Origin of the sequence: Nocardioides albidus (assembly GCF_006335005.1) — a bacterium.
Classification (GTDB): Bacteria; Actinomycetota; Actinomycetes; order Propionibacteriales; family Nocardioidaceae; genus Nocardioides; species Nocardioides albidus.
Map to the genome: position 1 here is coordinate 94,555 of NZ_VDMP01000027.1, position 14,315 is coordinate 108,869.

The 14,315-nt window shown below is 72.1% G+C and carries 12 protein-coding genes and 1 pseudogene; 9 read left to right on the forward strand and 4 right to left on the reverse strand.

From position 1 onward, the window contains the following. Window positions 1-372: pseudogene (locus FHP29_RS18850) on the forward strand (hypothetical protein); the annotation flags it as partial. A gap of 117 nt (window positions 373-489) precedes the next feature. Here the strand turns inward: FHP29_RS18850 and FHP29_RS18855 are convergent. Further along, the gene (locus FHP29_RS18855; RefSeq protein ID WP_139624883.1) at window positions 490-978 is read right to left on the reverse strand and encodes an inorganic diphosphatase; all 489 of its coding nucleotides are present in this window, start codon (window positions 976-978) and stop codon (window positions 490-492) included. A gap of 153 nt (window positions 979-1,131) precedes the next feature. Between FHP29_RS18855 and dacB the strand changes: the two genes are divergently transcribed. From dacB to folE, 6 genes are all read left to right on the forward strand, one after another. Next, entirely contained in the window at window positions 1,132-2,595 is a 1,464-nt protein-coding gene (dacB, locus tag FHP29_RS18860; RefSeq protein WP_139624422.1) for a D-alanyl-D-alanine carboxypeptidase/D-alanyl-D-alanine endopeptidase, read from the forward strand. Between the two features lie 203 nt (window positions 2,596-2,798). Next, window positions 2,799-3,848, forward strand: coding sequence for a zinc-dependent metalloprotease (locus tag FHP29_RS18865; protein ID WP_240044603.1), 1,050 nt, complete (start codon window positions 2,799-2,801; stop codon window positions 3,846-3,848). Between the two features lie 25 nt (window positions 3,849-3,873). After that, a complete protein-coding gene (tilS, locus tag FHP29_RS18870) occupies window positions 3,874-4,854 on the forward strand; it encodes a tRNA lysidine(34) synthetase TilS (protein WP_139624423.1) in 981 nt (326 codons plus the stop codon). Window positions 4,855-4,859: 5 nt separating this feature from the next. Beyond that, complete coding sequence (gene hpt / locus FHP29_RS18875; RefSeq protein ID WP_139624424.1) at window positions 4,860-5,411, forward strand: hypoxanthine phosphoribosyltransferase; 552 nt, start codon at window positions 4,860-4,862, stop codon at window positions 5,409-5,411. Window positions 5,412-5,532: 121 nt separating this feature from the next. Continuing rightward, entirely contained in the window at window positions 5,533-7,602 is a 2,070-nt protein-coding gene (ftsH, locus tag FHP29_RS18880; protein ID WP_139624425.1) for an ATP-dependent zinc metalloprotease FtsH, read from the forward strand. Between the two features lie 16 nt (window positions 7,603-7,618). Next, on the forward strand, window positions 7,619-8,245 hold the full coding sequence (folE, locus tag FHP29_RS18885; RefSeq protein ID WP_139624426.1) for a GTP cyclohydrolase I FolE: 627 nt from the start codon (window positions 7,619-7,621) through the stop codon (window positions 8,243-8,245). Window positions 8,246-8,298: 53 nt separating this feature from the next. Here folE and FHP29_RS18890 read toward each other — a convergent pair whose 3' ends face one another. Continuing rightward, on the reverse strand, window positions 8,299-9,690 hold the full coding sequence (locus FHP29_RS18890) for a sugar nucleotide-binding protein (RefSeq protein WP_139624427.1): 1,392 nt from the start codon (window positions 9,688-9,690) through the stop codon (window positions 8,299-8,301). A 2-nt stretch (window positions 9,691-9,692) separates the two neighbouring features. After that, window positions 9,693-10,682 (reverse strand): dTDP-glucose 4,6-dehydratase, encoded by a 990-nt coding sequence (rfbB, locus tag FHP29_RS18895; RefSeq protein WP_476703672.1) that lies wholly within the window; start codon window positions 10,680-10,682, stop codon window positions 9,693-9,695. Window positions 10,683-10,777: 95 nt separating this feature from the next. On the opposite strand from rfbB, the gene rfbA reads away from it, so the two are divergent. Then, complete coding sequence (gene rfbA / locus FHP29_RS18900; protein WP_139624429.1) at window positions 10,778-11,671, forward strand: glucose-1-phosphate thymidylyltransferase RfbA; 894 nt, start codon at window positions 10,778-10,780, stop codon at window positions 11,669-11,671. Between the two features lie 171 nt (window positions 11,672-11,842). Here rfbA and FHP29_RS18905 read toward each other — a convergent pair whose 3' ends face one another. After that, complete coding sequence (locus FHP29_RS18905; protein ID WP_139624430.1) at window positions 11,843-13,408, reverse strand: glycosyltransferase family 2 protein; 1,566 nt, start codon at window positions 13,406-13,408, stop codon at window positions 11,843-11,845. A gap of 32 nt (window positions 13,409-13,440) precedes the next feature. Between FHP29_RS18905 and folP the strand changes: the two genes are divergently transcribed. Continuing rightward, window positions 13,441-14,313 (forward strand): dihydropteroate synthase, encoded by an 873-nt coding sequence (folP, locus tag FHP29_RS18910; protein WP_240044604.1) that lies wholly within the window; start codon window positions 13,441-13,443, stop codon window positions 14,311-14,313. Window positions 14,314-14,315 lie beyond the last annotated feature (2 nt).

The following is a 14,315-nucleotide window of genomic DNA, read 5'->3' on the forward strand; positions in this document are numbered from 1 at the left end:
CTGTGCGCGCTGATCGCCGACATGCTGGTCGGGCACGCCGACGACCCGCGCACGGGCCTCGAGGAGGGGCTGCGGCTCTTCCTCGAGACCGCTGCCGAGGACCCGCTGATCGGCCGGGTGCGTTCCGGCGACGCCCACCACGACCTGGTCCGGATCGTCACCACGGACGCCGCGCCGCTGCTCGTCCGGGTCGCCGAGCACCTCGAGACCGCCGCGACGGCCGCCTGGCCCCACGTCGACCCCGCCACCCGGGGCGAGCTCGCCCGCGTGCTCGCCCGGCTCGCCGTCGGCTACGTCACGATGCCGCCCGAGTACGACGACAGCCCGGCCGCCATCGCCGCCGGGCTGTCCGTGCTCCTGGCCCCTCGTTGAGTTGCCCCAAACTGACCGTTGAGTTGCCCCAAACTCACTCTCGAGTTGCCGCTGTGGGCGGCTCGACGGTGAGAACGCGGCAACTCGACGGTGAGTTGGCGGCAACTCGACGTGGGATCAGTGGCCGGTGGTCTTGAAGCGCTCGAAGGAGGCCGCGATCTCGGCCTCGGCGTCGGTGCGGCCGACCCAGTCGGCGCCCTCGACGGACTTGCCGGGCTCGAGGTCCTTGTAGACCTCGAAGAAGTGCTGGATCTCGAGCCGGTCGAAGTTCGGCACGTGGTTGATGTCGCGCAGGTGCTCCATCCGCGGGTCGCCCGCGGGGACACAGAGGACCTTGTCGTCACCGCCGGCCTCGTCGGTCATCCGGAACATGCCGATCGCACGGCACTTGATGAGGCAGCCCGGGAAGGTCGGCTCCTGGAGCAGGACCAGCGCGTCGAGCGGGTCACCGTCCTGGCCGAGGGTGTCCTCGATGTAGCCGTAGTCGGCCGGATACATCGTGGAGGTGAAGAGGAAACGGTCGAGGCGCATGCGCCCGGACTCGTGGTCGACCTCGTACTTGTTGCGGCTCCCCTTGGGGATCTCCACGAGGACGTCGAATTCCAGCACTGGCTTCCTCCACACAATCTGGGCCCGGATCGGGGCGGGCGATCGGGTCGGGCACGCACCTGCTCGCGGGAGTTGTGAGCCGGCCCGGCGCCGTTGTTCGCAGCATTGTCCCGCACAATGTCCCCGAACGCGCAGTCGGGGAGGAGAGCAGTGGCGAAGAAGGACCGCGAGCCCGGCGCCAGGCGTGCCCGACGCGTGCTCGCGGGCGTGCTCGTCATCGCGCTCCTGGCCGGCGCCGGCGTCGCCTGGCGGACCGGCTGGGCCGAGCGGTGGTGGCACGATCTGCGTGCCGATGCCGGCCCGCCGCAGGACCCGGCCGCGGTCGCCCCGCCCCCCGAGGTCGACGTGCCGCCCGTCGTCGTACCTGATGCGCTCGCCCCCGCGGCCGACGGCGCCGCGCCGCTCGATCCGGCGGCGGTCCGTCAGGCGCTCGGGCCGCTGGACTCTCCCGACCTCGGCCGCCACGTCATCGCGGCGGTCGGTCCGCTCGAGGGCGCGGGCTACGCCTACGAGGCGGCCGAGGGCGCCGCCGTCGCCATCCCCGCGTCGACCACGAAGATCGTCACCGCGGCAGCCGCCCTCTTCCTGCTCGGTCCGGAGCGGACCTTCGCGACGACGACCGTCCTCGACACCAGCGGTACGACGCCGCGGCTGGTCCTCGTCGGCGGCGGCGACCCCCTGCTCGCGCGTGAGCCCGACCCGGCAGCCACGGGGGCGACGTACGACCCCGAGCGCGCCGACGTCCGCACCCTCGCCAAGCGGACCGCCCGTGCGCTGAAGGGGTCCGGCGTCGCGAGCGTCGAGCTCGGATTCGACGACTCGCTGTTCACCGGGCCGGCCCTGCACCCGAGTTGGCGACCGGTCTACGTCCCCGACGAGATCAATCCGGTCAGCTCGCTGTGGGTCGACGAGGGGCGGGCCCGACCCGGCCAGGGGCCGGTCGCCGACCCGGCGCTGGAGGCCGCCACGACGTTCGCGCAGGCCCTCGCCCGGCGCGGCATCACCGTCACCGGAGCCCCGGCGCGCACCACCGCCACCCCCACAGCCACCGAGGTGGCCCGCGTCACCAGCCCCACCGTCGCCCAGATCGTGCAGCGACTGATCGAGGTGAGCGACAACGCCGCGGCGGAGGTGCTGCTGCGCCAGGCCGGGCTCGTCGACCAGGGCGACGGCTCCTTCGCGGGCGGCCAGCGCGCCGTGGAGCGGGTGCTCACCGCCAACGGCATCGACCTGCGCGGCTCGGTGCTGTACGACGGCAGCGGTCTCTCGCGTGCCAACCGGCTCGCGCCGGGCGTCCTGGTCGACGTACTCCGCCTCGCCGCCTCGGCCGACCATCCGCAGCTGCGCCCGCTCCTGGCCGCCCGCCCCGTCGCCGGCTACACCGGCTCCCTGACCGACCGGATGGACCACGGTCCCGCGGCCGGCCGGGGCCGGGTGCGGGCCAAGACCGGCACTCTCACCGGCGTCACCTCGCTGGCCGGCATCGCGATCGACGCCGAGGGACACCTCCTCGCCTTCGCGCTGATGGCCGACAAGGTCAAGAAGGTCAAGGGCGTGCTCGCCCGGGTCGCCATGGACAACGCCGCAGCCGGCCTCGGCGCCTGCTCCTGCTGACCGCCGAGGTGCCAACCCTGGCCCTGCGAGGTGCCAACCCTGGCCCTGCAAGGTGCCAGGAGCGGTCCGCCCCTGTGGCGTCGCTGTCCAGACCTGCGGACCTTCATCGGCACCTCGCCGGTACTTCATCGGCACCTCGCCGGTACCGGGGTGGCACCTCGCGGGGGGTGGGGGACTGGGGGCAGGGTCCTAGGCTTCCGGGCATGACCGCACCCGCCGCGCCGCTGCCCGCGATGATCGACTGGGACCTCGCCGTCGCGCTCGGCTCGCGGCTGGCCGGCGAGGGGCCGGTGGTGTCCCGGGCGGAGGCGGAGGAGGCGGTCGCCGAGCTGCGCGCGGGAGCCCACCGCTCGACCGGGCTGGTGCGGGAGTTCACCGGGCTGGATGCGCCGGAGGGCACGGCGCCGATCCTGGTCGTCGACCGGCCGGGGTGGGTGCAGGCCAACGCGGAGGGCTTCGCGGTGGCGACCCGCCCGATGATCGAGAAGCTGGTCGCGAGCAAGCAGCCGAAGGGTCTGGGCCTGAAGGTGGGCGCGAAGGTCACCGGTGCCGAGGTCGGCGGGCTGCTCGGCTTCCTGGCGGGCAAGGTGCTCGGCCAGTTCGACCCCTTCCACGAGCCGCACGGACGGCTCCTGCTCGTGGCGCCCAACATCGTGCACGTCGAGCGGGAGCTCGAGGTCGACCCGCACGACTTCCGGCTCTGGGTCTGCCTGCACGAGGAGACCCACCGGGTGCAGTTCACGGCCGTGCCGTGGATGCGCGAGCACCTGTTCTCCGAGATCCGCGCGATCAGCGACACGGTCGAGCCGGCCAGCTTCCTCGAGGGCGGCCTGGAGCGGATCACCGAGGCGATCAAGGCCGGCCGCAACGGCGCCAGCATCGTGGAGATGTTCAGCACCCCCGAGCAGCGGGAGGTCATCGACCGGGTGACCGGGATGATGTCGCTGCTCGAGGGCCACGCGGACGTCGTGATGGACGACGTGGGCCCGACCGTGATCCCGAGCGTCGCGCAGATCCGCAAGAAGTTCACCAAGCGGCGCCAGGGCGTCGGCACGCTCGACCGCATCCTGCGCCGCCTGCTCGGCCTGGAGGCCAAGATGGCTCAGTACCGCGACGGCGCCCACTTCGTGCGCTCGGTCGTCGACAAGGTCGGCATGGAGGAGTTCAACGCCGTGTGGGCCGGCCCCGAGAACCTCCCCAGCAAGGCCGAGCTCAGCGACCCCGACGGCTGGGTCCGCCGCGTCCTGGGCTGATCCGGGCCGACCAGCCTCCGCACCGATGGGCCTCCACCCGGCGATCGCCGCCGTCCGCCGCGGCGTACGACGCGCGCTCGCCGACCTCGATCCCGGTGCCACCGTGCTGGTGGCCTGCTCCGGCGGCGCCGACTCGCTCGCGCTCCTCGCCGCGACGGTGTTCGAGGGCCATCGAGCCGGCCTGCGGGTGGTCGGGGCGACCGTCGACCACGGCCTCCAGGAGGGCTCCGCCGCGCACGCGGCGCGGGTCGTCGCGCAGATGGCCGGACTCGGCGCGGACGAGACCGCGACGGCCCGCGTCCAGGTCGACCCGGCCGGCCTCGGCGTGGAGGCGGCGGCCCGCCGCGCGCGGTACGCCGTCCTCGAGCAGCTGCGTGAGCACTTCGCCGCCGAGCTCGTCCTGCTCGGGCACACCCGTGACGACCAGGCCGAGACCGTGCTCCTCGGACTCGCCCGCGGCTCGGGCGGGCGCAGCCTGGCCGGGATGCGCCGCGCGTTCGACCACTACCGCCGCCCGCTGCTCGACGTGGCGCGCGCCGACACCGTGGCGGCCTGTCTGGCGGACGGCGTCGAGCCCTGGGACGACCCTCACAACAGCGACCCCGGCTTCGCCCGGGTCCGCGTCCGGCAGCGCGTCCTGCCCGTGCTCGAGGACGAGCTCGGCCCCGGCGTGGCCGCCACCCTGGCCCGCACCGCCGACCAGGTCCGCGCCGACGTCGAGGCCCTCGACGCCCTCGCCGCGACGGCGGACGACGGGCTGCGGACCGAGTCCGGCCTGCCGCTCCGCCCCCTGCACGACCACCACCTGGCCGTCGCCTCCCGGGTGCTGCGACTGGCTGCCCTCGACGCGGGCGCGACCGACAGCGAGCTGTTCCACGTCCACGTGACGGCGCTGGTGGGGCTGGCGGCCGGCGAGATCGACGGGGAGGTCCAGCTGCCGGGCCACGTGACGGCGTACCGCCGCGACGGCCACCTCCGGTTCCGCCCGACGGCTGTGGCAGGCTGACGCCCATGGACGCAGCAGACGTCGGGGACGACCTGGTCGAGGTGCTCTTCACCGAGGCGCAGATCCAGACGAGGATCGCCGAGATGGCTGCCGAGATCAGCCGCGACTACGAGGGCAAGGACCTCGTCCTCGTCGGCGTGCTGAGGGGTGCGGTCATGGTCATGGCGGACCTCTCCCGGGCCCTGGACAAGCATGTCGAGATGGACTGGATGGCCGTGTCGTCGTACGGCTCCGGCACCAAGTCGTCGGGCGTCGTACGGATCCTCAAGGACCTCGACGCCGACATCTCCGGGCGCCACGTCCTGATCGTCGACGAGATCATCGACACCGGCCTGACCCTGTCGTGGCTCACCTCCAACCTCGGTTCCCGCGGCCCGGCGAGCGTCGAGATCGCCACGCTGCTGCGCAAGCCGGAGGCACTGCAGATGCCGGTCAAGGCCAAGTACGTCGGCTGGGACATCCCCAACGAGTTCGTGGTCGGCTACGGCCTCGACTACCGCGAGACCTACCGCAACCTGCGCGACATCGGCACGCTGTCGCCCTCGGTCTACTCCTGATCCCCGGCGGATCCGGCGCCGAGCGCTCGGCCGCCCAACCAGGGACCAGACAGAATGGGACCCGTCGGCGGCGTGTACCGTCGTCTGATCCTGTCGACGTAGTTGGGGAGCGAGTAAGTCTGTGAAGCGCGTTTTCAGGGGGCCGTGGGTCTGGATCGTGGTGGCGGTCCTCGCCGTCGTCCTCGCCCTCGAGTTCCTCGCCCCCGGCGGCGGCTACGACGAGGTCCCCACCTCGCAGATGGCGAAGTACATCGACAAGGGCCAGGTCGAGGAGATCACCTTCATCGACGGCGACCAGACGATCGAGGCCACCCTCGACAAGGGCACCCGCAAGCAGGGCGACAAGGTCATGTCGTCCTGGGTCACCGAGCAGCAGTTGCTGCTCATCCAGGCGGTCGACGAGCAGATCGCCGAGGGCACGATCGAGAAGTCCAACTCGAAGAACCCGCAGCCCAGCCTGCTCGGCTCGATCCTCGCCACCCTGCTGCCGTTCGCGCTGATCATCCTGCTGTTCATCTTCCTCATGAACAACGTCCAGGGCGGCGGCCGCGGTGTCATGCAGTTCGGCAAGTCCAAGGCGAAGATGATCAGCAAGGACATGCCGAAGACCACGTTCGCCGACGTCGCCGGCTGCGACGAGGCGATCGAGGAGCTCGGGGAGATCAAGGAGTTCCTCTCCGAGCCCGCGAAGTTCCAGGCCGTGGGCGCGAAGATCCCCAAGGGCGTTCTGCTCTACGGCCCGCCCGGAACCGGCAAGACCCTGCTCGCGCGCGCCGTCGCCGGCGAGGCGGGCGTCCCGTTCTACTCGATCTCCGGCTCGGACTTCGTCGAGATGTTCGTCGGCGTCGGCGCCTCGCGCGTGCGCGACCTGTTCGAGCAGGCCAAGGAGAACGCCCCCGCGATCGTCTTCATCGACGAGATCGACGCCGTCGGACGCCACCGCGGCGCCGGCATGGGCGGCGGCCACGACGAGCGCGAGCAGACCCTCAACCAGCTCCTCGTCGAGATGGACGGCTTCGACGTGCGCGGCGGCGTCATCCTGATCGCCGCCACCAACCGTCCCGATGTCCTCGACCCGGCGCTGCTGCGCCCGGGCCGCTTCGACCGCCAGATCCAGGTCGACGCGCCCGACCTCGCCGGCCGCAAGCGGATCCTCGAGGTCCACTCCCGCGGCAAGCCGCTGGGTCCCGACGTCGAGCTGATGTCGGTCGCGCGTCGTACCCCCGGCTTCTCCGGCGCCGACCTCGCCAACGTCCTCAACGAGGCCGCGCTGCTGACCGCCCGCAACAACGAGAAGGTCATCACCTCGGCGACCCTCGACGAGGCGATCGACCGCGTCGTGGCCGGGCCGCAGCGCAACTCCCGCCTGATGTCGGAGAAGGAGAAGCTGATCACCGCCTACCACGAGGGCGGCCACGCCCTCGTCGCGGCGGCGCTGCCGGGCACCGACCCGGTCCACAAGATCACGATCCTCCCGCGCGGGCGCGCCCTGGGCTACACGATGGTGCTGCCCGACGAGGACAAGTACTCCCAGACCCGCTCCGAGATGCTCGACAAGCTCGCCTACATGCTCGGCGGCCGGGCAGCGGAGGAGTTGATCTTCCACGACCCGACCACGGGCGCGGGCAACGACATCGAGAAGGCCACCGGGCTGGCGCGCGCGATGGTGACCCAGTACGGCATGACCGACCGCCTCGGCGCGATCAAGCTCGGCGAGTCCAACGGCGAGCCCTTCCTGGGCCGCGACATCGGCCACGCGCGCAACTACTCCGAGGACGTCGCGGCGATCATCGACGAGGAGACCAAGAACTTCCTCGCCACCGCGCACCAGGAGGCCTTCGACATCCTGGTCGAGAACCGCGACGTGCTCGACGCCCTCGTCCTCGCGCTGCTCGACAAGGAGACGCTCGACAAGGAGCAGGTCGCGGAGATCTTCACCGCGCTGCGCCTGCGTCCGGCGCGACCCGCGTGGACCGGCTCGCCCAACCGGGTGCCGTCCGACATCCCGCCGGTGGAGATCCCCGAGGAGATCCGCCGCCGCGCCGCGCAGAACGGGCGCACGGCCGAGCCCGACCGGGGCCAGGGCGGCCAGATCCTGACCCCGCCGGGACCGGGTGGCGACGTGTACGGCGGCGGGCCCGCCGTACCTCCCAGCGATCCCACCCCGCCGAGCCCGCCCGCCGGCACCTGACCCGGAGCCTTCGTCGATGATCGATCCCGTCAGCGCGCCCGATCGCGGGCCGCAGGACATCCCTCCGTTCGACCAGCCGCGCGCCGAGGCCGCTGTCCGGGAGCTCCTCGCCGCCATCGGCGAGGACCCGGATCGTGAGGGGCTTCGCGACACCCCGGCCCGGGTGGCGCGGGCGTACGCCGAGCTCACCGCCGGCCTGCGGATGGTGCCCGAGGACGTCCTCACCACGACCTTCGACCTCGGTCACGACGAGATGGTCCTGGTGCGCGACATCGAGCTGTGGTCGATGTGCGAGCACCACCTGGTCCCGTTCACCGGGGTCGCCCACGTCGGCTACATCCCCGCCGAGACCGGCAAGATCACCGGCCTGTCCAAGCTCGCCCGGCTCGTCGACGTCTACGCCAAGCGTCCCCAGGTGCAGGAGCGGCTGACCACCCAGGTCGCCGACTCCCTCATGGAGCTCCTCGACGCCCGCGGCGTCATCGTGGTGATCGAGGCCGAGCATCTGTGCATGACGATGCGCGGCGTCCGCAAGGCCGGCGCCCGCACCATCACCTCCGCCGTCCGCGGCACCATGCTCAGCGACCCCGCCACCCGCGCCGAGGCGATGGCGCTCATCCACAGCTCGCGCGGCCGCGGCTGAGCCGGTAGGTCGTCCCGGCAGCCGGACGTCCGGGGATTCCTGCAGCGGCTTGCTCAGCCCGCCAGGTACGCCGCCAGCGCCTCGTCGGCGTCCGTGCTCACGAACCCGGTGGAGGCGAGCTTGTCGAGGGCCAGCGTGCTGTGCAGCGGGCGGGGGGAGAGGTCCTTGCCGGCGGCGTACTCCTCGGTGGTCACGGTGCCGACCCGGGCGGGGTCGTGGCCGGTGAGCTCGAAGACCCGGCGGGCGTAGTCGGCCCACGAGCGCGGCGTGCCGGAGTTGGTGACGTTGTAGGTGCCGAACGGCGCGCCGCTCGCGACGAGGTGGGCCGTCGCGCGGGCGAGCTCGGAGGTGAAGGTCAGCCGGCCGACCTGGTCGTCCACCACAGCCGGGTCGACGCCGTCGGCGGCCAGGCGCGCCATGGTGCGCACGAAGTTGTGGCCCTCGCCGATGACCCACGAGGTCCGCAGGATGTAGTGGCGCGGTGCGCCCGACACGGCGAGGTCGCCGGCGGCCTTGGTCTGGCCGTAGACGCCGAGCGGCGCGAAGCCCTCGTCCTCGCGGTGACCGCCCTCGACCTCGGAGCCGTCGAAGACGTAGTCGGTCGAGTAGTGCACCAGCGTGATGCCGCGGGCGGCGGCGATGCGCGCCAGCGCGGCGGGGGCGGCGGCGTTCGCGGCCCAGGCGACGGGACGGCCCTCGGCCGTCTCGGCCTTGTCGACGGCGGTGTAGGCGGCCGCGTTGAGGATCAGGCCGTACTCCTCCCACGGCCACGCGGCCAGGGCGGCGTCGTCGGTGAGGTCGAGCTCGTCGAGGTCGACGAGGGTCGCGCCCGGGTGGAGCGACGCGAGCGCCTGCCCGAGCTGCCCGCGCGCGCCGGTGATGAGCGTCTTCCTGGGCGCCATCGGCTCGACGTCCGCCAGCACCGGGTTGGCCAGGTCCTTCGCCGAGATCTCGACCTCGGCGGAGTCGAGCGGGATCGGCCACGGGATCGCGGCCGTCTCGTCCTGGAGGTTGAGCGCGGGGTAGACCCGGCCGGCGACGTAGTGGTCGTTGACGAGGTACGAGTAGACCGTGCCGTCCTCGAGCGCCTGGTAGGAGTTGCCGACGCCGCGCGGCACGAAGATCGCCTTGCTCTCGTCGACCTCGGTCCAGTACGTCGCCCCGAAGGTCTCGCCCTCGCGCATGTCGACCCACGCCGCGAACACCTTGCCGGTGGCGACGGAGACGAACTTGTCCCACGGCTCGGTGTGGATGCCGCGGGTCGCGCCACGGGCGGCGTTGTAGCTCATGTTGTTCTGCACGGGCCCGAAGTCGGGCAGGCCGAGCGCGACCATCTTCTCGCGCTGCCAGTTCTCCTTGAACCAGCCGCGGTCGTCACCGTGCACCGGCAGGTGGACGACGAGCAGGCCGGGGATCGGCGTCGTCTCGACGCGCAGGTCGCTCACGCTCACTGTCCCTTGGCTGCGTAGGCCGCCTCGGTCGCGTCCTTCTTCGGGCGCCACCACGCCTCGTTCTGCTGGTACCACTCGACGGTCTGCGCCAGGCCGGACTCGAAGTCGGCGTACTGCGGGGTCCAGCCCAGCTCGGTGCGCAGCTTGCCGGAGTCGATGGCGTAGCGCAGGTCGTGGCCGGCGCGGTCGGTGACGTGCTCGAAGTCGTCGGCGTCGCGGCCCATCAGGGTCAGGATCATCCGGACCACCTCGAGGTTCGACTTCTCGCCGTCGGCGCCGATCAGGTAGGTCTCGCCGATCCGCCCCTTCTCCAGGATCCGGAGCACGGCCGAGGAGTGGTCCTCGGTGTGGATCCAGTCGCGCACGTTCTCGCCCGAGCCGTAGAGCTTGGGCCGGCGGCCGTCGACCACCTCGGTGATCTGGCGTGGGATGAACTTCTCGATGTGCTGCCAGGGGCCGTAGTTGTTGGAGCAGTTCGAGATCGTCGCCTGGACGCCGAAGCTGCGAACCCACGCGCGAACCAGGTGGTCGGAGCCAGCCTTGGACGCGGAGTACGGCGACGAGGGGGTGTAGGGCGTGTCCTCGGTGAACCGCTTCGGGTCGTCCAGCTCGAGGTCGCCGTACACCTCGTCGGTGGAGACGTGGTGGAACCGGACGCCCGCCTTGCGGACCGCCTCGAGCAGCGTGAAGGTGCCGATCAGGTTGGTCTGGATGAACGGCGACGGGTCGTTGAGGGAGTTGTCGTTGTGCGACTCGGCCGCGTAGTGGACGACCGCGTCGTGCTCGGCCACCAGCGGCTCGACCAGCCCGGCGTCGACGATGTCGCCGACGACCAGCCGCACCCGCTCCTCGGGCAGCCCGGCCAGGGACTCCCGGCTCGCGGCGTAGGTCAGCTTGTCGAGAACCGTCACCGAGGCGTCGGTGTGGCGGACGAGGTGGTGGACGAAGTTCGAGCCGATGAACCCGGCTCCGCCGGTCACGAGAATGCGCACGCGTGCCAGTGTATGAAGGACAATGCCGTCCGGGCGTATCGAGACCGACGCCGGGACGGCAGCACCACGATCGAGAAGCGGGAGACATCATGCGCGGGATCATCCTGGCCGGTGGCACCGGGAGCCGACTGCACCCGATCACGCACGCCATCAGCAAGCAGCTGATGCCGATCTACGACAAGCCGATGATCTACTACCCGCTCTCGACGCTGATGCTCTCCGGCATCCGTGAGGTGCTGGTCATCACCACGCCCCACGAGGCCGACCAGTTCCGCCGCCTGCTCGGCGACGGCAGCCAGTTCGGCATCGAGATCACCTACGCCGTGCAGCCCTCGCCCGACGGGCTCGCCCAGGCCTTCCTGATCGGCGAGGAGCACCTCGCCGGCGGCGGCGCCGGGCTCGTCCTCGGCGACAACATCTTCTACGGCGCCGGCCTCGGCACCCGCCTGCGCCGCTTCGAGGACCTCGACGGCGCCGCGGTCTTCGGCTACCGCGTGGCCGACCCGACGGCGTACGGCGTCGTCGAGTTCGACGCGGAGGGCAAGGCGCTCTCGCTGGAGGAGAAGCCCGAGAAGCCGCGCAGCCACTACGCCGTCCCCGGGCTCTATTTCTACGGCTCCGACGTCGTCGAGAAGGCCAAGACGCTGAAGCCGTCGGCCCGCGGCGAGCTCGAGATCACCGACCTCAACCGGATGTACCTCGACGAGGGCCGGCTCCAGGTCGAGGTCCTCCCGCGCGGCTCCGCCTGGCTCGACACCGGCACGTTCGACGACCTCAACGACGCCAGCAACTTCGTGCGCGCCCTCGAGGCCCGGCAGGGCACCAAGGTCGGCGCGCCCGAGGAGATCGCCTGGCGGCTCGGGATCATCGACGACGCCCGCCTCGAGGAGCTCGCCACGCCGCTGCTCAAGAGCGGGTACGGCCGCTACCTCCTCGACCTCCTCGCCGAGGCCGCCGACGCCGGCCCCAACCACCTGCTCTGACGCGAGCGTGTCGCCCGATCGGCGAATGCGGCCGGTCGCTCGCTTCGGCTGCGGGCGGGTTCACCACGGGATGTAGTCGAAGCAGAGCTCCTGTAGCGGAGTTCCGCTATAGAGGTGCGGGTTCGCCTACATCCCGTGGTGAACCCGCCACCGGCGCGCCACCCGAGCAGCTCACCCCCGCCGCAGCCGCCCGAGCAGACCCCGCCGCGCGGGCGGCTCGTCGGCGGGGACCCGCAGCAACAGCCCGTCCTGGGCGGAGTAGTCCAGCGTCACCTGGCCGACGCGCGTGCCTGCGGGGAGGTCGCTGAACGCCCGCTTGATGCCGGTCCGGCCGTCGAGCTCGCACATGCCCAGCACCAGGTGCGCGCCGGGCGGCAGCGGGTGGCCCATCGCGGCCGTGGCCGGGTCGAAGCGGGCGGTGAACGAGCCGGCCGGCTCGAGCGTGCCGTCCTCCTGCTCGACCAGCTCGACCCGGGAGGTCGACGGCAGCAGCCAGTTGACGCGGGTCGGGGCGTGCCGGATCGCCACGTCGACGAAGGCGGTCGAGACGTCGGCCGAAGGCGTCAGTCCGCGCTCGGCGAGCAGGCCGGCCAGCGGCTCGGGCAGGTCGCGCACCACCTCGCCGGACGGCGTACGACGGGCGAAGGGCTGGCCGGGCACCCGGCTCCACGACACGGACCCGGTCACCGTGACGCCACCGTCGACGGACTCCTCGACCGCGGTGACCGTGAACTCCGGACGCCGGTCGATCCCGTCGCGCAGGAAGTCGGCGGCGGCGTCGGCATGGCCGTCGCGGAAGAGGGTGATCGCCACCCGGCTGCGCTCGGGGAGCAGGGCGTCGAGCTCAACGGGAACATACGTCGAGAGCATCCGGGCGACCTCGGCGCGGGCCTCGGCGACACTCGCCGCGTCGGCGTCCGCGTCGCGCTGCCCGAGCTGGGAGACCAGGCGCACGTGGACGTTCTGGGCGAGCAGCTCGTCGCGGATCTCCGGCTTCTCCACGGTGGAGACCAGCCGGAACAGCTTCTCGAGATAGGGCCAGTACTCCGGGTCGCCGCTGTAGTCGAGCTTGGTGCCATCGGTGGACGTCGAGTTGTTCTCGGCGGTCTTGCGCCAGTGGTAGAACGGCGTCGAGCTCAGCAGCGCGACCGCGGGCTCGTGCCGGATGACGTCGACGTGGAAGAACAGGTCCTCCCACAGGTGCCGCGGCGCCTCGGGGAACCGGATGTCGTGCCCGACCAGGAACTCCCGCCGGTAGAGCTTGTGCGGCGTCATCGGCAGCAGCCCGCGCAGCGGCTCGCCCGTAGCGTCCGTCAGGTCACGCGCGTAGTGCGTCAGCCCCCAGCGGGCGATCTGGGTGCGCACCTCCTTGCCGTTGACGACGTCGGCTCCGGCCGCATCGCCCAGCTCGACCCCGGCCCGCAGCGCGTCGGGGTAGAGCTCGTCGTCGTGGTCCATGAAGAGCACGTAGCGCCCGCGCGCCTCGCGCACACCGATGTTGCGCGGCCGGCTGGGCCACCCGGAGGCCTCGAGCGCGAAGGCGCGGTAGTTGGCCCGTCCGGCCGCGATCGCCTCGATGCGCTGCGCGGTGTCGTCCGGTGAGCCGTCGTCGAGCAGCAGCACCTCGATCCGGTCCTGCGCGAGGGTCTGCGCGTCCAGCGACGCGATCGCGCGATCCAGCCCGGCGCCCGAGCGATAGGTCGGGATCACGACGGACACCGCGGGAGCCTCGGCCATGCCGCGAGTCTAGGGAGTCTAGGGTTTCCGCCATGACCGGCCCGTCGACGCCTCTCGTGATGGGGGTCGTCAACGTCACGCCCGACTCCTTCTCCGACGGCGGGCGGTACGACGACCCCACGCGCGCGATCGCGCACGGACGCGAGCTGCTGGCGCAGGGCGCCGACATCCTCGACGTCGGCGGCGAGTCGACGCGTCCGGGCGCGACCCGTCCGCTGCTCGAGGAGGAGCTCGACCGCGTCGTACCCGTCATCGAGGCGCTGGCCGCTGCCGGCGCGACCGTCTCGGTCGACACGATGCGCGCCGAGGTCGCCGAGCGCGCCGTCGCCGCGGGCGCCAGCATCGTCAACGACGTCTCCGGGGGCCTGGCGGACCCGGCGATCGTCGACGTCGTGGCGCGCACCGGCGTCACCTACGTCGCGATGCACTGGCGCGCGCACAGCGACCGGATGCAGGAGTTCGCCGAGTACGACGACCGCGGCGGCGTCGTCGCCGCGGTGCGCGACGAGCTGGGCGAGCGGGTGGCGGCGATCCGGGCCGCCGGCGTCCGCGACGAGCAGATCGTGCTCGACCCCGGCCTGGGCTTCGCCAAGCACGCACACCACAACTGGGAGCTGCTGCGCCACCTCGACGTGCTGGCCGGGCTCGGCTACCCGCTGCTCGTCGGCGGAAGCCGCAAGACCTTCCTCGGGCGCCTGCTCGAGGACCCGTCCGGACAGCCGCGCCCCGTGGCCGAGCGGGAGGCCGCCGGCGTGGCGCTCACGACGCTGCTGGCGGCCGGGTTCGGCGGCGCCCCGGTGTGGTGCCTGCGGGTCCACGATGTGCGTGCCCATCGCGACGCCCTCGCGGTTGCGGCACAGTGGGGTCCAGCCGCGGATCGGGCCGGGGCGCCGGAGAGGGACTGAGA